This window comes from Erwinia sp. SLM-02, assembly GCF_037450285.1.
Taxonomy (GTDB): Bacteria; Pseudomonadota; Gammaproteobacteria; order Enterobacterales; family Enterobacteriaceae; genus Erwinia.
The window spans coordinates 98783-124287 of sequence record NZ_JAQISN010000003.1 but is presented as its reverse complement, the minus strand read 5'-3'; the positions used below and the strand labels follow the sequence as shown (position 1 = coordinate 124287).

At 57.8% G+C, this 25505-nt stretch carries 22 protein-coding genes; 12 read left to right on the top strand and 10 right to left on the bottom strand.

Annotated features, from left to right (window positions below; all coding sequences use genetic code 11):
* The first annotated feature begins 1 nt into the window (after position 1).
* A complete protein-coding gene (locus tag PGH32_RS17435) occupies positions 2–2857 on the top strand; it encodes a valine--tRNA ligase (protein ID WP_337894676.1) in 2856 nt (951 codons plus the stop codon).
* Positions 2858–3705: 848 nt separating this feature from the next.
* On the opposite strand, the gene PGH32_RS17430 is transcribed toward PGH32_RS17435, so the two are convergent.
* Both PGH32_RS17430 and PGH32_RS17425 read right to left on the bottom strand, forming a co-directional pair.
* A complete protein-coding gene (locus PGH32_RS17430) occupies positions 3706–4722 on the bottom strand; it encodes a M48 family metallopeptidase (protein WP_337894675.1) in 1017 nt (338 codons plus the stop codon).
* A gap of 2 nt (positions 4723–4724) precedes the next feature.
* Complete coding sequence (locus tag PGH32_RS17425; RefSeq protein ID WP_337894674.1) at positions 4725–5912, bottom strand: YjgN family protein; 1188 nt, start codon at positions 5910–5912, stop codon at positions 4725–4727.
* Between the two features lie 220 nt (positions 5913–6132).
* Here PGH32_RS17425 and PGH32_RS17420 point away from each other — a divergent pair, with 220 nt between their 5' ends.
* A complete protein-coding gene (locus PGH32_RS17420; RefSeq protein WP_337894673.1) occupies positions 6133–6642 on the top strand; it encodes a GNAT family N-acetyltransferase in 510 nt (169 codons plus the stop codon).
* A gap of 675 nt (positions 6643–7317) precedes the next feature.
* Here PGH32_RS17420 and miaE read toward each other — a convergent pair.
* Positions 7318–8079: a tRNA isopentenyl-2-thiomethyl-A-37 hydroxylase MiaE gene (gene miaE, locus PGH32_RS17415; protein WP_314424378.1), complete on the bottom strand. Its 762-nt coding sequence runs from the start codon at positions 8077–8079 to the stop codon at positions 7318–7320.
* A 64-nt stretch (positions 8080–8143) separates the two neighbouring features.
* A complete protein-coding gene (rraB, locus tag PGH32_RS17410; RefSeq protein WP_105592974.1) occupies positions 8144–8569 on the bottom strand; it encodes a ribonuclease E inhibitor RraB in 426 nt (141 codons plus the stop codon).
* 158 nt (positions 8570–8727) lie between these two features.
* Here rraB and argF point away from each other — a divergent pair, with 158 nt between their 5' ends.
* The 4 genes from argF (at position 8728) to ridA (ending at position 11891) form a co-directional block, all read left to right on the top strand.
* A complete protein-coding gene (gene argF / locus PGH32_RS17405; protein ID WP_337894672.1) occupies positions 8728–9735 on the top strand; it encodes an ornithine carbamoyltransferase in 1008 nt (335 codons plus the stop codon).
* 269 nt (positions 9736–10004) lie between these two features.
* A complete protein-coding gene (gene pyrB / locus PGH32_RS17400) occupies positions 10005–10964 on the top strand; it encodes an aspartate carbamoyltransferase (protein ID WP_314424661.1) in 960 nt (319 codons plus the stop codon).
* Positions 10951–11415: an aspartate carbamoyltransferase regulatory subunit gene (gene pyrI, locus PGH32_RS17395; RefSeq protein WP_314424385.1), complete on the top strand. Its 465-nt coding sequence runs from the start codon at positions 10951–10953 to the stop codon at positions 11413–11415. The genes pyrB and pyrI overlap by 14 nt, the downstream gene beginning before the upstream one ends.
* 89 nt (positions 11416–11504) lie before the next feature.
* Positions 11505–11891: a 2-iminobutanoate/2-iminopropanoate deaminase gene (gene ridA / locus PGH32_RS17390; RefSeq protein WP_314424388.1), complete on the top strand. Its 387-nt coding sequence runs from the start codon at positions 11505–11507 to the stop codon at positions 11889–11891.
* Positions 11892–11938: 47 nt separating this feature from the next.
* On the opposite strand, the gene PGH32_RS17385 is transcribed toward ridA, so the two are convergent.
* A complete protein-coding gene (locus PGH32_RS17385) occupies positions 11939–14497 on the bottom strand; it encodes a DEAD/DEAH box helicase (RefSeq protein ID WP_337894671.1) in 2559 nt (852 codons plus the stop codon).
* 363 nt (positions 14498–14860) lie between these two features.
* On the opposite strand from PGH32_RS17385, the gene nrdD reads away from it, so the two are divergent.
* The 3 genes from nrdD to PGH32_RS17370 all read left to right on the top strand — a co-directional run bounded on the left by nrdD (position 14861) and on the right by PGH32_RS17370 (position 17847).
* Entirely contained in the window at positions 14861–16999 is a 2139-nt protein-coding gene (gene nrdD / locus PGH32_RS17380; protein ID WP_337894670.1) for an anaerobic ribonucleoside-triphosphate reductase, read from the top strand.
* Positions 16996–17460, top strand: coding sequence for an anaerobic ribonucleoside-triphosphate reductase-activating protein (gene nrdG, locus PGH32_RS17375; RefSeq protein ID WP_337894669.1), 465 nt, complete (start codon positions 16996–16998; stop codon positions 17458–17460). The genes nrdD and nrdG overlap by 4 nt, the downstream gene beginning before the upstream one ends.
* Before the next feature lie 84 nt (positions 17461–17544).
* Entirely contained in the window at positions 17545–17847 is a 303-nt protein-coding gene (locus PGH32_RS17370) for a GIY-YIG nuclease family protein (RefSeq protein ID WP_314424397.1), read from the top strand.
* On the opposite strand, the gene PGH32_RS17365 is transcribed toward PGH32_RS17370, so the two are convergent.
* A complete protein-coding gene (locus tag PGH32_RS17365; RefSeq protein WP_314424399.1) occupies positions 17834–18337 on the bottom strand; it encodes a GNAT family N-acetyltransferase in 504 nt (167 codons plus the stop codon). The two genes, PGH32_RS17370 and PGH32_RS17365, sit on opposite strands and share 14 nt — an antisense overlap.
* A complete protein-coding gene (ubiT, locus tag PGH32_RS17360) occupies positions 18331–18855 on the bottom strand; it encodes a ubiquinone anaerobic biosynthesis accessory factor UbiT (RefSeq protein ID WP_443112807.1) in 525 nt (174 codons plus the stop codon). Before ubiT ends, PGH32_RS17365 begins: the two co-directional genes overlap by 7 nt.
* 207 nt (positions 18856–19062) lie before the next feature.
* Here ubiT and ubiU point away from each other — a divergent pair, with 207 nt between their 5' ends.
* The gene (gene ubiU, locus PGH32_RS17355) at positions 19063–20058 is read left to right on the top strand and encodes a ubiquinone anaerobic biosynthesis protein UbiU (RefSeq protein ID WP_314424402.1); all 996 of its coding nucleotides are present in this window, start codon (positions 19063–19065) and stop codon (positions 20056–20058) included.
* Between the two features lie 10 nt (positions 20059–20068).
* On the top strand, positions 20069–20947 hold the full coding sequence (locus PGH32_RS17350; RefSeq protein ID WP_337894668.1) for a U32 family peptidase: 879 nt from the start codon (positions 20069–20071) through the stop codon (positions 20945–20947).
* Positions 20948–20956: 9 nt separating this feature from the next.
* Here the strand turns inward: PGH32_RS17350 and PGH32_RS17345 are convergent, their stop codons facing one another.
* From PGH32_RS17345 to PGH32_RS17335, 3 genes are read right to left on the bottom strand one after another with little or no spacing between them, the layout of a single operon-like run.
* Complete coding sequence (locus tag PGH32_RS17345; RefSeq protein ID WP_337894667.1) at positions 20957–22078, bottom strand: ABC transporter permease; 1122 nt, start codon at positions 22076–22078, stop codon at positions 20957–20959.
* Complete coding sequence (locus PGH32_RS17340) at positions 22075–23229, bottom strand: ABC transporter permease (RefSeq protein WP_337894666.1); 1155 nt, start codon at positions 23227–23229, stop codon at positions 22075–22077. Before PGH32_RS17340 ends, PGH32_RS17345 begins: the two co-directional genes overlap by 4 nt.
* Entirely contained in the window at positions 23211–24182 is a 972-nt protein-coding gene (locus PGH32_RS17335; RefSeq protein WP_314424414.1) for an HlyD family secretion protein, read from the bottom strand. The genes PGH32_RS17340 and PGH32_RS17335 overlap by 19 nt, the downstream gene beginning before the upstream one ends.
* Positions 24183–24464: 282 nt before the next feature.
* On the opposite strand from PGH32_RS17335, the gene PGH32_RS17330 reads away from it, so the two are divergent.
* The gene (locus tag PGH32_RS17330) at positions 24465–25472 is read left to right on the top strand and encodes a luciferase-like monooxygenase (RefSeq protein ID WP_337894665.1); all 1008 of its coding nucleotides are present in this window, start codon (positions 24465–24467) and stop codon (positions 25470–25472) included.
* Positions 25473–25505 lie beyond the last annotated feature (33 nt).

Below are 25505 nucleotides of genomic sequence, written 5' to 3'. Positions count from 1 at the left end.
CATGGAAAAGACATATAACCCGCAAGATATCGAGCAGCCGCTTTACGAGCACTGGGAAAAGCAGGGCTACTTCAAACCGAATGGCGACACCAGCCAGGAAAGCTTCTGCATCATGATCCCGCCGCCGAACGTCACCGGTAGCTTGCATATGGGTCACGCCTTCCAGCAGACCATTATGGACACCATGATCCGCTACCAGCGTATGCAGGGGAAAAACACCCTGTGGCAGGCGGGGACCGACCATGCCGGTATCGCCACCCAGATGGTGGTTGAGCGCAAAATCGCAGCCGAAGAAGGCAAAACCCGTCAGGATTACGGCCGCGACGCGTTTATCGAAAAAATCTGGCAGTGGAAGGAAGAGTCCGGCGGCACCATCACCCGCCAGATGCGCCGCCTAGGCAACTCGGTTGACTGGGAGCGCGAGCGCTTCACCATGGATGAAGGCCTGTCCAACGCGGTGAAAGAGGTGTTCGTTCGCCTGCACAAAGAGAACCTGATCTATCGCGGCAAGCGCCTGGTTAACTGGGATCCTAAACTGCGCACCGCCATTTCCGATCTGGAAGTGGAGAACCGCGAATCCAAAGGATCGATGTGGCACCTGCGCTACCCGCTGGCCGACGGCGTGAAAACCGCCGACGGTAAAGACTACCTGGTCGTTGCCACCACCCGTCCGGAAACCGTGCTCGGTGATACCGGCGTGGCCGTAAACCCGGAAGATCCGCGCTATAAAGATCTGATCGGCAAGTTCCTCGTGCTGCCGCTGGTTAACCGCCGTATTCCGATCGTTGGCGACGAGCACGCCGATATGGAAAAAGGCACCGGCTGCGTGAAGATCACCCCGGCGCACGACTTCAACGACTACGAAGTGGGCCGCCGCCACAAGTTGCCGATGATCAACATCCTGACCTTCGACGGTGATATCCGCGAATCCGCTCAGGTGTTTGATACCAACGGTGAAGAGTGCGACGACCACGGGACCGAGATTCCGCTGGCGTTCCAGAAGCTGGAGCGCTTTGCCGCGCGTAAAGCCATTGTGGCCGCGATGGACGAACTGGGCCTGCTGGACGAAATCAAACCGCACGATCTGACCGTCCCTTACGGCGATCGCGGCGGCGTGGTAATTGAACCGATGCTGACCGATCAGTGGTACGTGCGTACCGCACCGCTGGCGAAAGTTGCGGTGGAAGCGGTAGAAAACGGCGACATCCAGTTCGTGCCTAAGCAGTATGAAAACATGTACTTCTCATGGATGCGTGATATCCAGGACTGGTGCATCTCGCGTCAGCTGTGGTGGGGCCACCGCATCCCGGCCTGGTACGATGCAGAAGGCAACGTCTACGTGGCGCGTACCGAAGCCGAAGTGCGTGCGGAAAACAATATCGCCGACGACGTGGTGCTGACCCAGGACGAAGACGTGCTGGATACCTGGTTCTCTTCCGGGCTGTGGACCTTCTCCACCCTCGGCTGGCCGGAGAATACCGAAGCGCTGCGCACTTTCCACCCAACCAGCGTGCTGGTCAGCGGCTTCGACATTATCTTCTTCTGGATTGCGCGCATGATCATGCTGACCATGCACTTCATCAAGGACGAAGACGGCAAGCCGCAGGTTCCGTTCAAGACCGTGTATATGACCGGCCTGATCCGCGACGATGAAGGGCAGAAGATGTCCAAGTCGAAGGGTAACGTTATCGATCCGCTGGATATGGTTGACGGTATTTCGCTGGAAGATCTGCTGGAAAAACGCACCGGCAATATGATGCAGCCGCAGCTGGCGGAGAAAATCCGCAAGCGTACCGAGAAGCAGTTCCCGAACGGTATTGAACCGCACGGCACCGACGCCCTGCGCTTTACCCTGGCGGCGCTGGCCTCAACCGGTCGCGACATCAACTGGGATATGAAGCGCCTGGAAGGCTACCGCAACTTCTGTAACAAGCTGTGGAACGCCAGCCGCTTTGTGCTGATGAACACCGAAGAGCACGACTGCGGCTTTAACGGCGGCGAGCTGGAGCTGTCGCTGGCGGACCGCTGGATCCTGGCTGAATTTAACCAGACGGTGAAAGCCTACCGCGATGCGCTGGACAGCTATCGCTTTGATATCGCTGCCGGCATTCTGTACGAGTTCACCTGGAACCAGTTCTGCGACTGGTATCTGGAGCTGGCCAAGCCGGTGATGAACGGCGGCACCGAAGCCCAGCTGCGCGGCACGCGTAATACGCTGGTGACGGTGCTGGAATCGCTGCTGCGCCTGGCGCATCCGATTATTCCATTTATCACCGAAACCATCTGGCAGCGCGTGAAGGTGCTGAAGAACATCAGCGACGACACTATCATGCTGCAGCCGATGCCGGAGTTCGATGCGGCGCGCGTGGATGCCGTGGCAATGGCGGATACCGAGTGGCTGAAGCAGGCGATTGTCGCGGTGCGTAATATTCGCAACGAGATGAACATCTCCCCGGCCAAGCCGCTGGATGTGCTGCTGCGCGGAGCCAGCGATGAGGCGGCCCGCCGCGTGACTGAAAACCACAACTTCCTGAAGACGCTGGCGCGTCTGGATAAGCTGGAGCTGCTGCCTGCCGGAGATAAAGGCCCGGTGTCGGTAACCAAGCTGGTTGAGGGTGCCGAGCTGCTGATCCCGATGGCCGAGCTGGTGGATAAAACCGCCGAGCTGGAGCGTCTGGCGAAGGAAGTGGGCAAGATTGACGTGGAGATGGAGAAGATTACCGCCAAGCTGGGGAACGAAGGTTTTGTTGCCCGTGCGCCGGAAGCGGTTGTCGCCAAGGAGCGTGAGCGCCTGGCGGACTTCGAGCAGGCCAAGATCAAGCTGATTGAGCAGCAGGGCGTGATTGCCGCGCTGTAAGTTTTCTCAGCGAGTCTGAAGATTAAAAACCGCCGTCTGTTGATGGCGGTTTTTTTTGGCGTTTTACGGCTGCGGGGGGCCGTTCCAAGGCTGAATGTGACTCTAGCTATAAGGCGTGAGCATAGACCCCGGACGTAGCTGTAATTTTAGGGGAGCGGCTGTAAGTATGGGGAGTGTGGGCTCATCCCGGCGGCCTGCGGGCGGTCCTCGCGCCGTGCGTTGCACAGTGCCTTCGGCTTCGGCATCCGGCCTTTCGGACCGGCCAGGAGCGGGCGTCCTGCCCGCGCCTGGCCTGGCGCCCGCATCCATGCTGTCGCCTCCGGGCCCGCTGCCTGCACCTCAGCGCTGCGGATTACCCACCGGCCGCCGGGACGGACCCACTTCATCCATCCTGCTGGCTTTTAAAACACCGTTTAAGGGCGAAAAGGCATCACTTCAGTTGGCATCAGAAGCAACCGACGAGCGGCTCTGAAGTCACTAAGCGGGTGGGCTGTGCTCACGGTCGGGCAATCCGCAGCGCTGAGTGCAGAGAGGAAGCCAGGATTCGCCTGCAAGGATGCTGGAGAAAGCCAGAGCAGCAATAATCGTTCCTGAAGTCCGCACCTGAACGACTAAGCGGGCGGGCTGTGCTCCCGGTCGGGCAATCCGCAGCGCTGAGTGCAGAGAGGAAGCCAGGATTCGCCTGCAAGGACGCAGGCGAAAGGCACAGCCGCGCAGGACGCGCGTCTGTGCCGGTCCGTCAGGCTGACGAACGAAGCGAGGGGACCGCAAAGCGGCGCGAGGACCGGCCCGACCGGGAGCACAGCCCGCCAGCCAGACACCGGTATCCCAGACGGCAAGCCTGTACCCTATTCCGCCGCCCGAATCCCCTTAATCCGCTCCGGCATATCCGGGTGAGTGCTCATCCATTCAGGTAAACTCAGCCCCCCGCTCTCCTTCTCGCCCGACTGCTGAAGCTGGCTATAAATCTCCGCCATCGCCGCCAGAGAACGCCCCTGCGCCTTCATCTGCGTAATGGCATACGCATCCGCTTCCCGTTCCATGCCGCGCGAAAACTGCATCTGATGCACAAACGCCGCCGACTGCAACAGCGTGTCACCAATGCCGCTGACGTCGCCGGTCAGCCACATGTAGCTCAGCGATATCAGCGACGAACGTACCAGCATCCGCATCGGGTGGCGATAACGATGATGGCCAATCTCATGCAGCATCACCGCCGCCAGCGCATCGTCACTTTTCGCCATCCGAACCAGCTCGTCACTCACCACCAGCGTACCGTCCGCCAGCATAAAAGCATTCGCTCCGCCGTCGAAATGCATAACCTTCAGCCGCAGCGGTACCGCGTCCTGCTTCATCTCGCCGGGAATAACAGCCAGAAACAGGCGTTCCATACGCTGCTGCTGCTCCGGCGTCAGTTTGCCGTCGCTAAAGCCGCTGCTACGTAACAGCAGCAGGGTTTGCTGCCCCACCTGTCGCTCAACGTAAGCCGGCATATTTGAAGCCAGCGCGGTGCTGGCAGCAGGCAGGATCACCCAGATATAGAGGGCGATAGCGGCCAGCGTGGCCAACAGGGTCAGCCCGACGCCGCGACGGTGCCGCTCCAGACGATGCACCAGCCCCGGACGGTGGCGCTGCTGCCACCACTGGCGAAAGGCCGCATCGTCCTCCGGCACAAAGCGCCCGCCGTCGGCGAAGGTCAGCGTCAGCGGGATAGTCCCCAGCGCATCGGATACGGTGATGGCATTGAGCAATTCAGTTTGCCGCTGCTCGTGGCAATCCAGCACCAGATGACGCTCGTGCAATGTGAGACGGGCAGCCTCGCGAGCTGCCCGTCCGGGAGACTGATAATAGCCGTTAAGCTGCAAAATCAGATTCCCGCGTTAATATCGAAAGCGGAAACGACCTCTTCTGCCACCGCCGTACGGGCCGAGTCATGGTGGGCCATGACTTCATCCAGCGAGATATCCCCTTCCAGCTCGGTGCTTTTAGCCAGATAGCGCGCCAGACGGATTTCAGCAATTGGCGTCCCCAGTCCGAGGGTGAAAATAACGATCAGCGTATTGGTCAGCGTCAGCGCCAGGAAGGCACCCGTGGATAACGTTGACTTAAGACGAAGCTTATCGCCCAGTCGGGTCTGACCGAACACATAATTACGCTGCGCCACCACTAAATAAGCGGAAGAGACTAAGCCCCCGAACAGAATGACCAGGAAGGTCAGGAAAATATTCAGCACGTTGCCGGCCATCATATTACCCAGCATCTCCGGATCGCTGACGCCCATTGCAGAAGCATAAATGATTGAGGCAAATAACGAACCTATCAGCAGACCCGCCACAATCAAAAACGGCAGCATAATCAGGAAGCCGATCAGCACCATTTTAATAAATGTCTTTTTGCTCAGCTCGGCCTTAAACGGCAGCTGACCAAACGCCATATTATTGATATACAGATCGTGGTTCAGTGCAGCCACGGTCCCCTGTATTGCCGCCAGCCCCACCAGATACAGCACGAAGCAAATCACACCGACGGTCATCGTGGTGCTGATGTTACCGCTGGTTGCACCCGCTGCGCCGATCATGCCGACCACCAGTAGCAGCGCCAGAATCATCAGCACCGGTGCCATGTACATCGTCCAGTATGCGCGGCCAATACGGCAGTGGTAGTTAAAACGCACGCCGCGGAAGCTGCTCATCAGCGCGTTGTAGCGCCAGCTGCGGATCACTATCCACGGGATGAGGGCAAAGAAGGCCAGCATGGCTATCAGGGTCAGGGCCGGGGAAATCGAGGAGATAATAAAGAACAGCACCAGACCAATAAAAACAATAATGCGACCAATAAGGAGATTGATCGGCCGGGCATGATAATCAAAGCGATCGCCGGCGATTTCAGTATTGCCATAGAAATAGCGACGACGGCGCACGGTAGCCCAGGCGGAATATATCCCCAGCGTAATCATGGTCAATAATGCGTTAACTAACCAGATTGAGAAATATTCGCCAGAGCGACCGTGAAACAGCACCGGATGGCGCTGAGGTTGCGAGGTATTGTTTTCCATTAGATTTTCTTCCTGAAAATAAGAGAGCGTAATAATAATTCAGAATGTGAAAGCGGTATTACTGCCTGCTATTTAAGCATGGCACTAATAGTCAAACAATGGAATAGTTATCATTCAGATTTAGCCTGGCACAGTGGGGATATCACTCTGCCGTGCATTGCATCATTGCGTCAGCAATGTTATTACACTACCTGCTGCCGAACTGCTATGAGCCTGATTTATGACAACCGCGACCCAATCGACCCTGACTGTGCAAGTACGCCCAATTACACTTGCTGATAATCCCCATATTGCTGCGGTGATCCGCACGGTTTCTGCTGAATTTGGTTTAACGGCGGATAAAGGCTACACGGTATCCGACCCGAATCTGGATCGTTTGTATGAGCTTTACAGCGAAACGAACAGCGCCTACTGGGTGGTGGAGGTTGAAGGGAAAGTGGTTGGCGGTGGTGGTTTGGCTCCGCTGCAGGGTGGCGATCCTGACGTCTGCGAATTGCAGAAGATGTATTTCCTGGCGGAGGCGCGCGGTCTTGGCGTGGCGCGTAACCTGGCGCTTCAGGCGCTGGAATATGGACGTGAGCGCGGGTTTAAGCGCTGCTATCTGGAAACCACCGCATCACTGACCCGCGCCATCCGCCTGTATGAGCATCTGGGGTTCCAGCATATTGATGGCCCGATGGGTTATACCGGGCATGTGGATTGCGAAGTCACGATGCTGAAGGCGCTTTGATTTTGCCTGAGTTGCCTGAGTTGCCTGAGTTGCCTGAGTTGCCTGAGTTGCCTGAGTTGCCTGAGTTGCCTGAGTTGCCTGAGTTGCCTGAACGCCGGCGCGCCCGCTGACTGGCGGTGGCTTCGGTCGGGCGGGTCCTCGCGCCGCGCCGCGGTTCCTTCTCTTCGCTCGTCAGCCTGTCGGACCGCCACAGACTGGGCTTCCTGCCCAGGCCGTGCCTTTCGCCCACGTCCGTGTGGGCGAATCCTGGCTTCCTCTCTCCGTTCAGCGCTGCGGATGCTCCGACCGAAGCCACCGCCAGTCCGCTGATAAACTTCTGCGTTGCCTGGAAAAACGGACACACCGACCAACAGCCCGTCGGCAAATAAAGTCTGTGTTACCCGGAAAAACGTGCACCTTATGTGAAGGGAGAGCGGCCTCTGCGGCTGACGGACAATTCGCAGCGCTGAGGAGCAGGCTGTGGGACCGGAGAGACCAGCAGGGATGCTGGGCTCAGGCGCAGCGCGGGCAGGACGCCCGCTCTGTGCCGATCCGACAGGCCCGCAGCCGAAGCCGAAGGCACCGCGAAGCGGCGCGAGGACCGTCCGGCAGCCGCAGAGGCCGCTCTCCGTACTCCCAGGCTAACCAGCTAACCAGCTAACCAGCTAACCAGCTAACCAGCTAACCAGCGATAAATTAAAAATCCGGCACCCCGCTATGGAAACGCAGTACGCTATCCGGCTCGCTAATTAAACGCGCTTCGGTTTCACCAATCTTCCGTACCCGCGCACTGATATCCTGCCCTGAGATCAACTCCGCCAGCGCCAGATAATCCTGATAGTGCCGCGCTTCCGAACGCAGCAGCGAGACGTAGAAAGCCGACAGCTCGTCGTCAAGATACGGGGCCAGGCTGGCAAAGCGCTCGCAGGAACGCGCCTCGATGTAGGCGCTGCAGATCAGCTTATCCACCAGCGTCTGCGGCTCATAGGTGGCCACTTCACGCAGTAGCCCTCTGGCATAGCGGCTGGCGGTAATTTTCGCATAGGGAATGCCCCGCGCCTGCATAATCTCCAGCACCTGATAAAAATGATGCAGCTCTTCTTTTATCAGCAGCACCATTTTATCCACCAGCTCGTCGCCGTAGGGGGCTTCTTCACGGGTAATGATAGTTTTAGACAGCGCCCGGTGCTGCTCAAGAAACGTCAGGTCGCTGTGCGAATTGTGGACGAAGTTTTCCCATGGCTTCAGCCACGCCAGCAGCGCATCGCCGCTGGCTTTATCCGCCACGTATTTACGGATCAGCCACATCGCCGTCTGCGCCGCTTTCAGCTCGCAGACCAGGTGATCGGTTAACAGCAGGGCCAGATTTTGCGGTTTACGCGCTTCGTCGATCCACGCCTGCGGGGTGCGGCAAAGCAGAAAGCCGTGAATGGGGGCAAGGAGATGTTCGATATTCATCATTCGGACCAGAGAGGAAAGAACCATCACGCCGCAGAGAGCCTGCGGCGTGCACTATGCGGGATTAGTGACGTACGCCGTTATCTTCCTCGTCGTCAGCCTCATCTTCACCGTCTTCATCTTCGTCCTGAGCATCAGGATCTTCGAAGTAGGTGCCCCAGCCGTCGTAGTCAACGTTGAATTTCGCCACCAGATCCACCAGCTGTTCAACCTGCTTGTCGATCAGATCCGCATTCAGCGCGCCTTCGCTCAGAATATCGCAGCACATCACGGTAGTGCCGTCTTCCAGCTCCAGCTCTTCCGGCTCGGTGACTTCATAGCCCAGTTTGAACGCTTCCACCGCCGCCTTCTCCAGCGCGTCGAAGCTGTCACAGGAAAAATGATGCTCAATCGTATACAGCGCATCAGGATCGCTGCCGTCTTCCAGCAGCTCTTCAATAATCAGTCGCGTTTCTTCACGCTGCTCTGCCAAAAATGCTTCATTAGCCATGATCCGTTCCTTAATTTATGGGTCTTGTTTGATTATTTTCCCACAGCGCCCTCTGCGCCACTACCTTTAAACAAAAGTTTCTGCACGCCGGGGTTGAAAATGAATATTCATACGGTTAGATTGAATATAAATTCATTAAAGATTACCTGGAGTGCTTTATGAGTCATCTGTATCAACGTCATTTCCTCAGGCTGCTGGATTTTACCCCCGCCGAAATCAACGGCTTACTCGCTCTGGCCTCAACGCTCAAGACCGATAAAAAAAACGGTGAAGAAATTCAGCACCTGAAAGGCAAGAATATCGCGCTCATCTTCGAAAAAGACTCGACCCGTACCCGATGCTCTTTCGAAGTTGCCGCTTACGATCAGGGCGCTAACGTCACCTATCTTGGCCCGAGCGGTAGCCAGATCGGCCATAAAGAGTCGATGAAGGACACGGCCCGCGTGCTGGGGCGGATGTATGATGGTATTCAGTATCGCGGCCACGGCCAGGCGCTGGTGGAGTCGCTGGCTGAGCATGCCGGCGTGCCGGTCTGGAACGGGCTGACCAATGAATTCCATCCCACCCAGCTGCTGGCCGATCTGCTGACCATGCAGGAACATCTGCCGGAGAAAGCCTTCAGCCAGATGACCTTCGCCTACGTCGGCGACGCGCGCAACAATATGGGTAATACCATGCTGGAAGCGGCCGCGCTGGTTGGCCTGGATCTGCGTCTGGTGGCACCGAAAGGCTGCTGGCCGGATGAAAAGCTGGTTGAAGAGTGTCGTGCGGCGGCGCAAAAGACCGGTGGGAAAATCACTCTCACCGAAGATATCGCGGCGGGCGTAAAAGGCGCTGACTTTATCTATACCGACGTCTGGGTTTCCATGGGCGAGCCAAAAGAGGTCTGGGCGGAGCGCATTGCCCTGCTGCGCGGCTATCAGGTGAATACGGAGATGCTGGCGCTGACCGGTAATCCGCAGGTGAAATTCCTGCACTGTCTGCCTGCTTTCCACGACGATCAAACCACGCTGGGCCAGCAGATGGCCGAGCAGTACGATCTGCACGGCGGCATGGAAGTGACGGATGAAGTGTTTGAATCCGCACACAGCGTGGTGTTCGATCAGGCGGAAAACCGTCTTCACACCATCAAAGCGGTGATGGTAGCGACGCTGGCGAAACTGTAGCAACGCGGCGGGAGGCAAACGATTACCCGGCGCGCGTTTTTCTCTTGCCGTGCCGTTTCGAATGCGTATAATGCCCCCCGTTTGCCGGGAGGAACCATGCCACAGAACGCTATCAACACCACCGTTCACCAACGTCTGTATACAGGCGGGCAGTGCCGTTTTTCCTTCCGTTGCACTACCGATCATCAGAAAAAAGCCCCTCATTGAGGGGCTTTTTTTTGTCCTTTTTTCAGTACCGGCGCGCGTAGAGGAGAGTGAACATGGCGACCATTGCCAATCCGCTATATCACAAACATATTATTTCGATTAACGATCTCAACCGTGAAGAGCTGGAACTGGTGCTGCGCACCGCCGCCAGCCTGAAGGCGAATCCTCAGCCGGAACTGCTGAAACACAAAGTGATTGCCAGCTGCTTCTTTGAAGCCTCTACCCGTACCCGCCTGTCGTTTGAAACGGCGATCCACCGCCTCGGGGCATCCGTGGTCGGCTTTGCGGACGGCAGCAACACTTCGCTGGGTAAAAAAGGCGAAACGCTGGCGGATACCATCTCGGTGATTGGCACCTATGTGGACGCCATTGTGATGCGCCATCCGCAGGAGGGAGCCGCACGCCTGGCGACTGAGTTCTCCGGGGGCGTTCCAATCCTGAACGCCGGCGACGGTGCGAACCAGCATCCGACGCAGACCCTGCTGGACCTGTTCACCCTGCAGGAAACGCAGGGGCGACTGAACAACCTGCACGTGGCGATGGTCGGCGATTTGAAATATGGCCGCACCGTTCACTCGCTGACTCAGGCGCTGGCCAAGTTCGAAGGCAACCGTTTTTACTTTATCGCGCCCGATGCGCTGGCAATGCCGGCCTACATCACCGATATGCTGGATGAGAAAGGGATTGTCTGGACCCGCCACGATAATATTGAAGAAGTGGTGCCGCAGGTGGACATTCTGTATATGACCCGCGTGCAGAAAGAGCGCCTGGATCCGTCGGAATATGCAAACGTGAAGGCCCAGTTTATTCTGCGCGCCAGTGACCTGGCCCACGCCCGCGGCAATATGAAAGTGCTGCACCCGCTGCCACGCATCGATGAGATCGATACCGACGTCGACAGCACGCCTTATGCCTGGTACTTCCAGCAGGCGGGCAACGGTATCTACGCACGGCAGGCGCTGCTGGCGCTGGTACTCAACAGCGAACTGGCTAATCAGGAGAAACACGATGACGCACGATAATAAATTACAGGTTGAAGCGATTAAATGCGGCACGGTGATTGACCATATCCCGGCGCAGGTGGGCTTCAAGCTGCTATCCCTGTTCCGCCTGACCGAAACCGATCAGCGTATCACCATTGGCCTGAACCTGCCTTCCGGCGAGATGGGGCGCAAAGATATCATCAAAATTGAGAACACCTTTCTCACCGACGATCAGATCAACCAGCTGGCGCTCTACGCCCCGCACGCCACGGTGAACCGGATTGATGATTATAACGTGGTGGCGAAAAGCTCCCCGACGCTGCCGGAGCGCATCGAGCGCGTACTGACCTGCCCGAACAGCAACTGCATCAGCCGCAACGAGCCGGTTTATTCCAGCTTCGCGGTGAAAGCACGCCACGCCAATCTCTACCTTAAGTGCAAATACTGTGAGAAAGAGTTTGCGCACCATGTGGTTATGGCGAACGACTGATTCCTGTTTGCAGGCTTGAGCCGATATGGTAAAGATCGCTGGGGCGCGCTGTGTCGCCCCGCAAACCTCAGACACATTCAGGAGAAACTATGTCTCGCGAAATCAGTACTGAAAACGCCCCGGCAGCGATTGGTCCCTATGTTCAGGGCGTCGATCTCGGCAGCATGATTATCACTTCAGGCCAGATCCCGGTAGATCCGAAAACCGGTAACGTGCCCGATGATATTACCGCGCAGGCGCGTCAGTCGCTGGAAAACGTACGGGCCATCGTGGAAGCGGCCGGTCTGAAAGTCGGTGATATTGTTAAAACCACCGTTTTTGTGAAAGATCTGAACGACTTCACTACGGTGAACGCCGCATACGAAGCCTTCTTTACCGAGCATAACGCCAGCTTCCCGGCGCGTTCCTGCGTGGAAGTGGCCCGTCTGCCGAAAGATGTGAAGATTGAGATCGAAGCGATCGCGATTCGTCGCTAAGGGTGTGGGCGGATCGTCGATCCGCCCCGCCTGTTCTTTCCGGGAATTCAGGTCAACAGCAGGGTCAGATCGTCCTGACTGAAACTGGCCGGCTCGCTCAGCTCATCCGCCAGGATATCTCCCGCCAGTTCCGCTTTATGCTGCTGTAACGCCACCACCTTTTCTTCAATCGTATCCGCCGCAATCAGCTTATAGACGAAGACCGGTTTATCCTGGCCGAGGCGATAGGCACGATCGGTAGCCTGATTTTCCGCCGCCGGGTTCCACCAGGGATCGTAGTGGATCACCGTATCCGCCGCCGTCAGGTTAAGCCCGACGCCGCCCGCTTTCAGGCTGATCAGAAACACGGGAACTTCACCCTGCTGGAAGCGCCGCACCGGCTCATTGCGATCCCGGGTGCTGCCGGTCAGCGTGACAAAATCAATGCGCGCGCGCTGCAGCTCTTCCGCGATCAGGCTAAGCATTGAGGTGAACTGCGAGAAGATGAGAATGCGGCGATCTTCCGCCAGCAGATCGTTGAGCATTTCGCGCAGCAGCTTCAGTTTGGCGGAGTGCTTCACTTTTTCCGCCCGCGCGTCCTCCACCAGCCGCGGATCGCAGCAGATCTGCCGCAGCTTCAGCAGCGCATCCAGCACCAGCAGGTGGCTGCGCCCCGCGCCCTGCTGCTGTACCGCCAGCTGGACGCGATCCTGCATCGCCGCACGAACCTGGTCATACAGTTCCCGCTGTGCGCCTTCCAGCGGCACGCTGCGCACGATGGTGTTTTTCGGCGGCAATTCTTTCGCCACTTCCTGCTTGCGGCGGCGCAGCATAAACGGCCGCACGCGCTTCGCCAGCAGATCGCGACGCACTTTATCTCCGTTGCGCTCAACCGGGATCCGCCACGTCTGCGTGAAATCGCGCTCGCTGCCGAGGAACCCCGGCAGCAGGAAGTCAAACTGCGACCACAACTCGCCGAGGTGATTTTCCAGCGGCGTGCCGGTCAGGCACAGGCGATGGCGGGTCTTCAACCCGCGGATCACCGAAGCCGCACGCGAGGCGCTGTTTTTCACGTACTGCGCCTCATCAAGGATCAGCATATGGTAGGCGTGGGCCACCAGCTGCGGCTGATCGCGCCACAGCAGGGAATAGGTGGTGATCACCACGTCGTACTGCGCCACCTGCTCAAAGAAGTCCCTGCGCTGCGGCCCGGTCAGCGCCAGCACGCGCAGGTCGGGCGCAAAGCGTGCCGCCTCGCAGCACCAGTTATGCACCAGCGTGGTCGGGACGACGATCAGCGCCGGCCTGTCAAGCCGATCCGCTTCTTTTTCCAGCAGCAGATGCGCCAGGGTCTGAATGGTTTTACCCAGCCCCATATCATCCGCCAGCACGCCCGCCAGATGATGCTCCCGCAGGAACTGCATCCAGCTGACGCCCTGCAGCTGATAATCGCGCAGCGTGGCTTTCAGCCCCCGCGGCGGCGCGACCGGCTGCACGCCGTGGTTACCGCTCAGCTTCTGAGACAGCTGGTGAACCGCGCTGTCGCTGTCAAAGGTCCAGCGGCTGTGGGGATCGCTTTGCCCCAGACGGCCCACGTCCCACGCGGCCAGCCTGAGCGGTTGGGGATCCTGGCGGTCAAACAGATCGATCAGGTTGCCGACCAGCGGTTTCAGCTGCGCGGCGCGGAACAGTAAACGCCGGTCGCGTTCATCGCGCAGTTCAATTTTTTCGTCATCGGGGATGAGATTCAGGCTGCCGCCCATCCAGCGCCCGTCACGGGCAAACAGCCCGGCCAGCAGCGGCTCAAGCCGCACGCGCTGGCGACCCATTTTCAACGCCAGCTCCAGATCGAACCAGCCATCCTCTGCCTGCACCGCTCGCCCTTCAATAGCGTCTACTTCGGTCACGTTCCAGGTAAAGTCGCTGTCCATGCGGATTTTCCAGCCGCGCCTGCGCAGGGCCGGCAGGCCGCTTTTGATAAAATCTCGCCATTCGGCGGGTGTTTCCGGGGCAAAGATCTCGGGGGGCAGCGGCGCAGGCGTATAGATATGCCCCGCCGGAATGGTTTGCAGCCCGGCATTCTGGATCTGCGTCAGCCAGTTTTGTTCTTCTTCAATGTGGCGGTCAACGTGATAGCGCTGACCTTTGCGATCGCTGAAGCTTTGCGCGCGGCTCCCCGCATCAACCCGCACGCCCGCATAATCAAAGCTGACCGAGGCAAAGTCGAGCCGTTTCTGCCGGTGGCCGTAATGGCCGTAGCCGCTGATGAACTTCGCCCGGGATTCCAGCTGCAGGGTGGGCACCGGATCGGCGTGGATGGTATTCAGCACCGCGTCATTCACGGCCTGGCGCGGGCGCAGATTCGCCAGCATCACCGCGGCAACGTGGCGGCAGTTATTTTTTACCGCACAGCTGCATTCGCCGCTGGCCTGCAGCCTGCCCTGAGGACGGCTGAAATGCACCATCACGCTGTAGGGCTCTGCCGCACGCCCGGCAACTTCACCGGTCAAAAGCCGGTTCTGCCACTGGATATTCTGCACGCTGGCGACCAGATCGCGCGCACGGGCAACGGTTCGTACCCCCAGCCAGCGGACGACCTGATTTTCGTTGTAGGTGACGGACGACATCGTGCAGTTATTCCTGGTTGAATCGGGCAAAGAGACTTTTGCCCCACGGCAACCGGCAATAATATTAATTCCTGGGGTAGGAATGCAACTGCGACAGCACACCTGCACGGTAAAAGCAGACTGTTGCGGTCTTCCTGTACAGGTATTTATCCGCTGCGGGGTATTTTTGCCTGTTTATCGCTCCCTGGTTTCCGGCAGCCTGGAAATATTTTTAGCAATCCATCCAGATGGCTGACCAGACTCCCGCACAGCGTAATCTTTGTTTCAGGTCAACAAAATATCGGTTAAATACGATCAAAGCACTATATATAGCGTTTATCATACCACCAAGAACCTATATATAGATTTCACGGGAGAGTAGCGGTGGTAACTGAGGTCATCAAACGGGACGGCTGCGTGGTAGCTTTTGATCCCGCACGCATTGAGGCAGCGATTCACGCGGCCGCTCAGGCAGCGCGGGTTGAGGATAGCGATTACTGCGCCACCGTTGCCAGCCTGATCGGTGCGGCACTGGCCGATCGTCAGCGGGTTGATATTGCCGAAGTCCAGAAAGCGGTGGAAGATCGTCTGATGGCCGGCGCCTATCCGCAGCTGGCGCGCTGCTATATTGAGTATCGCCACGATCGCGATGTTGCCCGGGAGCTGCGCGGCCGGCTGAACCACGAAATACGCGGGCTGGTTGAGCAAAGCAACGCCGCGCTGCTGAATGAAAATGCCAACAAAGACAGCAAGGTGATCCCGACCCAGCGCGATCTGCTGGCGGGGATCGTGGCTAAGCATTATGCCCGCCAGCATCTGCTGCCGCGCGATGTGGTCACCGCCCACGAGCGCGGCGAGATCCACTATCACGATCTTGATTACTCCCCGTTTTTCCCGATGTTTAACTGCATGCTGATCGATCTGCGCGGCATGCTGACTCACGGCTTTAAGATGGGCAATGCCGAGATCGAACCGCCGAAATCGATCTCCACTGCCACCGCCGTAACCGCACAGATTATTGCTCAGGTTGCCAGCCATATTTACGGCGGCACCACCATCAACCGCATTGATGAGGTGCTGGCTCCCTACGTTGAGGCCAGCCTGGAGAAGCATCGTCAGGTGGCGCTCGGCTGGCAGATTGCGGATGGCGAGGCCTATGCACGCAGCCGCACGGAAAAGGAGTGTTATGACGCTTTCCAGTCACTGGAATATGAGGTCAACACGCTGCATACCGCCAACGGCCAGACGCCGTTTGTCACCTTTGGCTTTGGCCTCGGGGAGAGCTGGTCGGCGCGGCTAATCCAGCAGTCGATCCTGCGCAACCGCATTGCCGGGCTGGGGAAAAATCACAAAACCGCCGTATTTCCTAAACTGGTATTCGCCATCAAAGCGGGGCTAAACCGCCTGCCCGGCGAGGCCAACTATGATATCAAGCAGCTGGCGCTGGAATGCGCCAGCAAGCGCATGTATCCCGATATTCTCAATTACGATCGGGTGGTTGAGGTCACCGGTTCCTTTAAAACGCCGATGGGCTGCCGCAGCTTCCTCGGCGTTTATGAAGAGAACGGTGAGCAGATCCATGACGGCCGCAACAATATCGGCGTGATCAGCCTGAATCTGCCGCGCATTGCCCTGGAGGCCAGCGGCGACGAAAAACGCTTCTGGGCGCTGCTGGACAGTCGGCTGCTGCTGGCTAAAAAAGCGTTGATGACGCGCATCGCCCGGCTGGAGAACGTCAAGGCGCGTGTCGCCCCTATTCTGTATATGGAAGGTGCCTGCGGCGTGCGGTTGCAGGCGGATGAACCGGTTGCCGGTATTTTTAAAAACGGCCGGGCGTCGATTTCCCTGGGCTATATCGGCATTCATGAAACGCTGAATGCCCTGAGCGGCGGTGCCGTTCACCCTTACGATGATGCCCGCCTGCGTGAAACCGGGCTGGCCATTGTCAGCCGTCTGCGCCAGGCGGTGGAGCACTGGAAGGCCGAAACCGGCTACGGTTTCAGTCTGTACAGCACGCCAAGTGAAAACCTCTGCGATCGCTTCTGCCGCCTCGATGCCGCCGAGTTCGGGGTGATTAAGGGCGTGACGGATAAAGGCTATTACACCAACAGCTTCCATCTGGACGTTGAGAAGAAGGTCAATCCCTACGATAAGATCGACTTTGAAGCCGCCTATCCGCCTTTAGCTAACGGCGGCTTTATCTGCTACGGCGAGTATCCGAATATCCAGCATAACCTGAAAGCGCTGGAGGACGTCTGGGACTACAGCTACCACCATGTGCCCTATTACGGCACCAATACGCCGATTGATGAGTGCTATGAGTGCGGGTTTACCGGGGAGTTCGACTGTACCAGCAAAGGCTTTACCTGCCCGAAATGCGGCAACCACGACAGCAGCCGGGTCTCGGTTACGCGGCGGGTGTGCGGCTATCTCGGCAGCCCGGATGCCCGCCCGTTTAACGCCGGTAAGCAGGAGGAGGTGAAGCGACGCGTTAAGCATCTTGCCTCCGGGCAGCTGGGGTGAATATTCATCAGTATTACCCGGTCGATATCGTTAACGGGCCGGGCACGCGCTGCACGCTGTTTGTTTCCGGCTGCGAGCATCAGTGCCCCGGCTGCTATAACCAGAGCACCTGGCGGGTGAACTCCGGCGTGCCTTTTAGCATTGAGATGGAGGAGCGGCTGATCGCCGATCTCAACGACGAGCGGATCCCACGCCAGGGGCTGTCGCTTTCCGGTGGCGATCCGCTGCATCCGGCCAACCTTGCCGATGTCCGGCGGCTGCTGCGGCGCGTGCGTCGCGACTGTTCAGGAAAAGATATCTGGATGTGGACCGGCTATTGCCTGGCGGAACTGAGTGACCGTCAGCATGAGGTGGTGGCGCTGGTAAACGTGCTGATCGACGGCAAGTATGTCCGGGAACTGCGCGATCCGGCGCTGCTGTGGCGCGGCAGCAGCAATCAGGTGATCCACCGTTTACGCTGAAAATCGGTGGTTAGAAGAAAGCTGACACCCTGCTCGCGCATTTTTACGCTACAGTAGCGGTGACTGACGTTTCCGGGAATACTCATGAGCACAACCGTCGCCAGCTGGCGATTATACATTCTGCGCACCGCAAAGGGCATGCTGTACACCGGCATCACCAACGATGTGGATCGGCGTTTTAACCAGCATCAGAGCGGTAAAGGCGCGAAGGCGCTGCGTGGAAAAGGGCCGCTGGAGCTGTTATTTCATTGTGAAGTGGGCGATCGCTCGCAGGCATCAAAGCTTGAATATCAGGTCAAACAGCTCAGGAAGCAGGAAAAAATCAGACTGGTTGCCAACCAGCCTGAATCACTGTCGACCTGGCTTGAGCGGCTCAGAAACGGTTAAAGGGTTCTGCGTAACCAATTTCACCGGTCGCGTTGTCAAAAGCATCGTCCGCGAGCTTGTAGACCTGGAATGCCGTTTCCGTATCGGGCCAGCGGCAGTGCAGCTGGTGCTGAGCCGCGCTGACGAAACCAAATTTTGCATAAAAGTCGACGTCGCCCAGTACCACCACGGCCGCGTAGCCGAACTCGTTTAAGGTATCCAGCCCTTCATAAACCAGCTGTTTACCCAGTCCCTGCCCGCGTACGCTCTCATCAACCGCCAGCGGAGCAAGCCCCACCCACTGCCGATCCTCTTCGTTCAGCGTGACCGGGCTGAATGCCGCATAGCCCAGCACCTGGCCTTCATCATCGGTGGCAACCACACCCAGCGTCAGCAGCCCGTCTTCCCGCAGCTGCTGCACCAGTTCCGCTTCAGCCGATGTTGGAAAGCTGCGGCGGAGCAGGCCGTCAATACTGGCCGCATCAACACCAATTTCGGTACGAATTAACATGACACACCTGCGCGATCCGGCGGGGAAGTCGCGTCCTCTTTCAGTCCGGCTTCAACAAAATCGGCCAGTTGCATAAGCCCGAGGCGCATTGGCTTCGGCATGGATTCAATATCGATGGCGTCCATCACGTTCTTCACTTCCAGCCCGAGTTCAGTATCGCCTTCGATATGCAGTCGGCGCTGGAAAAACAGCGTGTCGGGATCCTGCCGGCGTGCGGCGATCAGCAGCAAATCATTGGCATTGCCACGAAACCAGACATCGCAGTCGCTGCGCTCGGCAACCTGCAGCTGTCCGTTTTCTACCGTAACTGACCAGCTTAGTTCAAGATCGCTGACTTCAATACCCAGCCAGCGATTTTCCAGGAAATCCAGCTCGCCTTCGGCCAGCGCCTGCTGAAACTGCCAGCGTAGCAGCCCCTGCAGCAGCGGCTTTTTCAGCGCAAACGGGGTTAATCGCAGCGGGAAACGCAGCAGCTGCGGCCCTTTACGAACGCAGTGGGTACGTAGCGGGTTCAACACCATTATTACTCCTTACGAAAAATTTCACCTATTTTGCCACAACGGCAGAGCGCTTCAGGCGGCTGGATCAATAAAATGGGCGAACTATACGGTTTTTAGCAGGGAATCCGTCCCCCATCAATACGCCATTCGATGCCTTAAATCAAAATTTGTCGCCGCTTTCCTCTCTAAAATCATCGATTCTTCTGTTTAATGGAATTGATCCTTATGGAACTTCTGTGCCCGGCCGGAAACCTTCCGGCACTGAAGGCCGCCATTGAAAACGGCGCTGACGCGGTCTACATCGGCCTGAAAGATGAAACCAACGCCCGTCATTTCGCCGGCCTGAACTTCACCGATAAACGTCTGCAGGAGGCCTCGCATTTCGTCCACCAGCACAAGCGCAAGCTGCATGTGGCAATTAACACCTTTGCTCATCCGAATGGCTACGCCCGCTGGCAGCGAGCGGTAGATATGGCCGCCGGTGCCGGCGTTGATGCGCTGATCCTCGCGGATATTGCCATGCTGGCCTATGCCGCCGAGCGCTATCCACACATTGAGCGCCATCTGTCCGTACAGGCCTCCGCCACCAATGCTGCAGCCGTACGTTTCTACCAGCGTAACTTTGATGTGGCCCGGGTGGTACTGCCGCGCGTGCTATCTATCCATCAGGTGCGCCAGCTCGCACGGGATACCAACGTGCCGCTGGAGGTTTTCGCTTTCGGCAGCCTGTGCATTATGGCCGAGGGTCGCTGTTATCTTTCGTCTTACCTGACCGGTGAATCACCCAATACCGTTGGAGCCTGCTCCCCTGCCCGCTTTGTCCGCTGGCAGCAGACCGCTGACGGCCTGGAATCCCGGCTGAATGAGGTGCTGATCGATCGCTACGATAGCGGAGAAAATGCCGGATATCCCACCCTGTGCAAAGGCCGCTATCGACTGGACAAACAGCGCTATCACGCGCTGGAAGAGCCCACCAGCCTGAATACGCTGGCGCTGCTGCCGGAGCTGATGGCGACCAACATCGCCTCGGTAAAAATTGAAGGCCGCCAGCGCAGCCCGGCCTATGTCGCTCAGGTGACCCGCATCTGGCGAGAGGCTATCGATCGCTGCAAGGCTTCCCCGGAAAACTTTGTCGCCCAGCCGCAGTGGATGGCCGCACTGTCCGAGCTGAGTGAAGGTACGCAGACCACACTGGGTGCCTGGCACCGACAGTGGCAATAGGAGAAAGAGGATGAATTATTCACTGGGGCCGGTGCTGTGGTACTGGCCGCATGAGGCGCTGCAGGACTTTTATCGCGCGGCGGCCAGCAGCGATGCTCAGATTATCTATCTCGGCGAGTCGGTATGCAGCAAACGCCGGGCGACAAAGTTTAACGACTGGCTGGCGATGGCCCGGGATCTGGCAGCGGCCGGAAAACAGGTGGTGCTGAGTACGCTGGCGCTGCTGCAGTCTCCCTCCGAGCTGACCGAGCTAAAACGCTATGTCGATAACGGCGAATTCCTTATTGAGGCCAGCGATTTCGGGGCGGTCACCCTGGCCAGTGAGGCCGGGCTACCGTTTGTGGCCGGGCCTGCGCTGAATGTCTATAACGCGGTTACGCTGGAGCTGCTGCTGAAAATGGGGATGACCCGCTGGTGTATGCCGGTCGAACTCTCACGGGACTGGCTGGTCAACCTGCTCGCGCAGTGCGACGAGCTGGGGATCCGCAATAAGTTTGAGGTGGAGGTGCTGAGCTACGGCTATCTGCCGCTCGCCTATTCTGCCCGCTGCTTCACCGCCCGCTCGGAAAACCGCAGCAAGGATGACTGCCAGACCTGCTGCATCAACTATCCGCAGGGGCGCAGCCTGCAGACGCAGGAAGACCAGCAGGTGTTTGTCCTTAACGGCATTCAGACGATGAGCGGCTACTGCTACAACCTGGGTAACGAACTGACTTCAATGCAGGGACTGGTCGACATTGTGCGCCTTTCCCCGACCGGCATTGATACGCTGAACGTGGTCGGTCAGTTCCGGGCCAATGAAGCGGGCCTCAGCCCACTGACCCTGGCCTCACGCGGTGACTGTAACGGCTACTGGCAGCGTGTGGCAGGCCTGGAGCTGGTCAGGTAGCCATTCCCGTCAACCGGTTGAACGTAGCCGCCAGCCGTTCTCGCGCAGTTTCGCCACCAGGAATCCCGTGGTGGCATAAACTGCGCCCATCACCAGCAGTATGATCACATCCTCACGAACTTCTGAGAACGGCAGTCCCATCTGATTGACTCCGGCGATCATTTTGGTGCCCCAGGTTGAAGGAAACATCATTGATATCACTCTTACCCAGTCCGGCATCGACTGCACCGGCCAGATGGTGCCGGACAGATAGTAGACGGGGGTGGTGACAAACGACAGCGACAGATAGATACGTTCCACTTCACGAATGCATTCTGTCAGTAATTTTGCCAGCCCCAGCACCGCCAGCTGAAAAGGCAGCGTCAACAGCAGCAGCTCCGCCAGCGGTGCCGTCTGTCGATAGCCCAATACCCATGGCCACAGGCCAAAAAGCACCACGGAAAGGAATAGCCAGATGGGTATCAGCGCCGACAGTGCGCCCAGCGTCACCGCCAGCGGGGGTTTTCCCTGGCTTCGCAGCGTGATATTGACCCGAACGCCGGCTATCAGAAGCGAATGCTGTAATAACATTACCAGCAGGCCGGGGAAGACAATGGCAGCAAAACTGATCCCCGGATTAAAGACGTCAACCGTCTGACCAATTATCGGGCTGAGTATCACCTGCGCCTGGGGTGCGCTGAACCCCTGCTGCTGCATTAGCAGTAAATTGTAAAAGCTCATCACCTGCTGGTAGGCGGCCATAACATCCAGCTCAATCTGGCCATTAGCCAGTCGATTGGTGGCGTCACCGTAAACGGGGATGGTGACCTGCTTGCCAGCAAGCATCTTCTGCTCAAGATCCTCCGGCATCAGTACCACAGCAAACAGTTTTCGCAAACCCAGATCGTGCAGGGCATCCGGCAGGTTTTCATACCGCTGGATGTTAACTTTAGGCGTTGCATTCAGCTGCCGGGCAATCAGACGGCTGGCCGGGCTGTGATCCATATCGATCAGCCCTATGGGCAGATCCCAGACGCTGCGATTCATATACACCGTGCTCATGATGCAGAGTGACAGAAGCAGCATCAGCCACATGGGTTTCTGTAGCATACGCAACAGGGTCGATCGGAAGGCTTTCCACCACAGTTTCACTGTGCCGCCTCCGGTTTAACCAGGCGCAGATAGAGTCGTTTACGGACAAGCAGCGCCGCAGCGACGGGATAAACGAATAACAGGCAGCAGACGCTGAGAACCGGCCTGCCGGGCACATCGCGCAGAAAGATATCGAACATGGCATACAGCGCATGCGTCAGGGGTTCGATATTGGCGATCAGCTGCGCCGGCCACGGCATCGACAGCTCAGGCATGGCAATCCCGGAGAACGTTAACGCCAGGCTGACAAAAATACCCATCAGGCTGTAGGCGGTGATCGCGCTGCCGGTAAAGGTGAACAACAGGACGCCAAGACTCTGCGCGGCCATAATATAGAAAAACGCCACGCACAGCATGAACATGGGATTACCGACGACCCTGGCACCGAAGATCCCCACCAGCAGCGCCATTTCCGTCATCAGCAGCGCGGTATAACACAAGGTGTAGGGGAATAGTTTACCCAGTACCGCCATACCAAAATCCCGCTGATAGATGAGTGGCCTGGCGCGTGCCAGCAGCCAGATGGTGAGGGTAACGGTAAACAACTGGGCAAGATGGATGCAGGCGGCGAACTGCTGGTAGTAGATATAGCTGCCGCTGGCGTTGAACAGGCTGTCGTAATCCAGACTGACGTTGGGCAGCGGTGGCATGCCCTTCCCGCTGGCTGCCAGCAGCCACGGGCGATACTGATTGTTCAGTTCACCAATCAACCCACTGAAATCCTGAGTGGAATAAAAGCCGGCACCATAAAACAGCGCGTTGTAGTAGAGCGAGACGCGCGGCTGCCTTCCTGCCAGCAGGTCGGCCTCAAAAAACGGGGGGATGGTTAATACCGCATAGTCTTCGGCCCGCCGCAGCCGCTCCAGCGCATCCGGGATACCTGCATCGGTCACGCTGACACGGGCATGCGACCCCGCATCCAGATTACGGACAAGCTGGTGAGACAGTTTACTGTGGTCCTGATCGACGGCAACCACCGGGAGGTCGAGTAATGTGCCCGCCGAAAAGTCACTGGCGATTAAGGCGAAGAGCAGCAGCGGAAAGCACCATCCCAGCCAGTGGACAACGGGCTTACGCCACGCCACTAAAATTTCATGCCGAAAGGCGTGACGGAACGCCCAGAACCCGCGTTTTATTCCTGCCATTGCCATAATGCGCTCATTCCCTGACGCAGGTCTTTCACCGGCGTTATCGGATACAGACGGACTTCAAAGGTTTTCAAATCGAAGTCCCCAGTTGCCCGCGTGGCGCGCTTGGTCGCGTAGTCACCCAGCGGGGCAATGTAGCGAACTTCAGCGTCAATCATCTGATTGTTCAGCGCCGGAACGCGCAGAGTGACTTTGTCCCCTTTGCGCACGTGGGCAAGAATATCCTCACGCAGATCGAAGACAAACCAGGCGGTGGGTAATTTAATCAGCGTCAACAGCGGGCTGCCGGCGTTGAGCAGTTCGCCACGCTCGGCGGGGATGGGGCCAACTTCCCCTGCCACAGGTGCCCTGACCAGCAGTTCATCGGTCTGCGCTTTGATTTCCAGCAGGTCCTGCTCGGCCTGACGCAGCTGGGCGGCATAGGCGGCACGCTGTTCCACACGGTCGCCATTGATGCCCTGATCTAAATTAGCCTGCGCGGCCTGGAGCTGTTGCAGTGCGCTGTCGCGGCTTCTGCGGGCATCATCTAACGCCTGCGCGGAAATATACCCCTGGCTGGCCACGCTGAGGTCGCGCTGCCAGGTTGCCAGCGCGTTTCGATAATCGGCGCGGGATTGATCCCGCTGCGCGCGCAGGCTGCGAAGGGTTTCTTCACGGGTACCATTCAATGAGAGATTGAGCGTTTGCTGCGCCCGATCGCGCGCCGCCTCTGCGGCTTTGAGCTGCGCAATAAGCTCCGGCGCTTCCAGCTGAATCAATGGCTGACCGGCAGAAACATCATCACCACGCCGCACCATCTTATCGATCACTCTTCCCCGGGCTTTGGAGGAAACAATGACTTCGGTAGCGTCAACCTCACCCTGTAACAGCAAATGATGACTGTGTGCACGCAGTAAAACGGTAATCGCCACCGCTACGGCCATCAGCAGAATGGTAAAAAACGCCGTTTTTTTCATTCAGTCGCCTCCGACGCAGGCCAGACGCGGAGGAACAACAGCACAGCCATCGCATTATCCTTTGCATAGAGAGGTCCATATTGCATGAATATAGGATGTCGGCCGTTGGTTTTCTTGTCCTTAAACCACTTTCCCGGCCACGTCGATCGGAGCCGGGTACCGGATGATGGCATACCGACGGGTATTTTTTTACAAAGTGCTGTAATCGGACAATCGTATAGCATACATATGTCGTAGCCTTATCAATGTGCCATTCAGAATTTGATAATTAAGTGAGCATCTATGTCTGAGAAAAAAACGGTACCGCTTTCGGTACTCGATCTTGCCCCCATTCCACTGGGTGCTTCGCCACGCGAGGCGTTTCACAATTCGCTTTCTCTGGCCAGACAATCGGAGAAGCTGGGCTATCACCGCTACTGGCTGGCTGAGCACCACAATATGACGGGTATTGCCAGTGCGGCGACGTCGGTGCTGATTGGCTATCTGGCGGCGAACACCGAAACGCTGCGGCTTGGCTCCGGCGGCGTGATGTTACCTAACCACTCTCCACTGGTGATTGCCGAGCAGTTCGGTACGCTGGAGTCGCTCTATCCTGGCCGTATTGACCTGGGCCTTGGCCGTGCGCCGGGCTCCGATCAGCGAACCATGATGGCATTACGCCGCCATATGGGCGGTCACGTGGATAATTTCCCGGCCGATGTGGCGGAAATGATCGGCTGGTTCGACGCGGCCGAAAACGATGCGCCGGCGGTACAGCCGGTGCCGGGGCTGGGATTGAATATTCCAGTCTGGCTGCTGGGGTCCAGCCTTTACAGTGCACAGCTGGCGGCGCAGCTGGGGCTGCCGTTTGCGTTTGCCTCGCACTTTGCCCCGGACATGCTGATGCAGGCGCTTCATCTGTACCGTGAAAACTTCAAACCGTCGGCACGTCTGTCGCAGCCTTATGCCATGGTGTGTATCAATATCGTTGCCGCGGATAGCGAGCGTGATGCACGATTCCTGTTTACCTCAATGCAGCAGCAGTTCATCAACCTGCGCCGGGGAAAACCGGGTCCGTTGCCGCCACCGGTAGAGAATATCGATAGTCTGTGGTCACCGTCCGAACAGTACGGCGTGCAGCAGGCGCTGAGCATGTCGATCGTGGGAGATAAAGAGAAGGTACGTCAGGGGCTGGCAAACCTGATGCGTGAGACTCAGGCGGATGAAATTATGGTTAACGGCCAGATTTTCGATCCTGAAGCTCGCCTTTATTCTTTTGAGCTGGCCATGCAGGTACGAAACTCGCTGTAGTTGTCTTTTTTCGCGAGTGACAGACATAAAAAA

Bases quoted from the DNA above. Each gene is read 5' to 3' on its own strand.
- PGH32_RS17335 (WP_314424414.1), bottom strand. From the start codon at position 24,182: ATGAAAAAAACGGCGTTTTTTACCATTCTGCTGATGGCCGTAGCGGTG.
- miaE (WP_314424378.1), bottom strand. From the start codon at position 8,079: ATGAATATCGAACATCTCCTTGCCCCCATTCACGGCTTTCTGCTTTGC.
- pyrI (WP_314424385.1), top strand. From the start codon at position 10,951: ATGACGCACGATAATAAATTACAGGTTGAAGCGATTAAATGCGGCACG.
- PGH32_RS17420 (WP_337894673.1), top strand. From the start codon at position 6,133: ATGACAACCGCGACCCAATCGACCCTGACTGTGCAAGTACGCCCAATT.
- PGH32_RS17330 (WP_337894665.1), top strand. From the start codon at position 24,465: ATGTCTGAGAAAAAAACGGTACCGCTTTCGGTACTCGATCTTGCCCCC.
- PGH32_RS17370 (WP_314424397.1), top strand. From the start codon at position 17,545: ATGAGCACAACCGTCGCCAGCTGGCGATTATACATTCTGCGCACCGCA.
- ridA (WP_314424388.1), top strand. From the start codon at position 11,505: ATGTCTCGCGAAATCAGTACTGAAAACGCCCCGGCAGCGATTGGTCCC.
- PGH32_RS17435 (WP_337894676.1), top strand. From the start codon at position 2: ATGGAAAAGACATATAACCCGCAAGATATCGAGCAGCCGCTTTACGAG.
- PGH32_RS17425 (WP_337894674.1), bottom strand. From the start codon at position 5,912: ATGGAAAACAATACCTCGCAACCTCAGCGCCATCCGGTGCTGTTTCAC.
- rraB (WP_105592974.1), bottom strand. From the start codon at position 8,569: ATGGCTAATGAAGCATTTTTGGCAGAGCAGCGTGAAGAAACGCGACTG.
- PGH32_RS17350 (WP_337894668.1), top strand. From the start codon at position 20,069: ATGAATTATTCACTGGGGCCGGTGCTGTGGTACTGGCCGCATGAGGCG.
- PGH32_RS17385 (WP_337894671.1), bottom strand. From the start codon at position 14,497: ATGTCGTCCGTCACCTACAACGAAAATCAGGTCGTCCGCTGGCTGGGG.
- PGH32_RS17340 (WP_337894666.1), bottom strand. From the start codon at position 23,229: ATGGCAATGGCAGGAATAAAACGCGGGTTCTGGGCGTTCCGTCACGCC.
- argF (WP_337894672.1), top strand. From the start codon at position 8,728: ATGAGTCATCTGTATCAACGTCATTTCCTCAGGCTGCTGGATTTTACC.
- ubiU (WP_314424402.1), top strand. From the start codon at position 19,063: ATGGAACTTCTGTGCCCGGCCGGAAACCTTCCGGCACTGAAGGCCGCC.
- PGH32_RS17365 (WP_314424399.1), bottom strand. From the start codon at position 18,337: ATGTTAATTCGTACCGAAATTGGTGTTGATGCGGCCAGTATTGACGGC.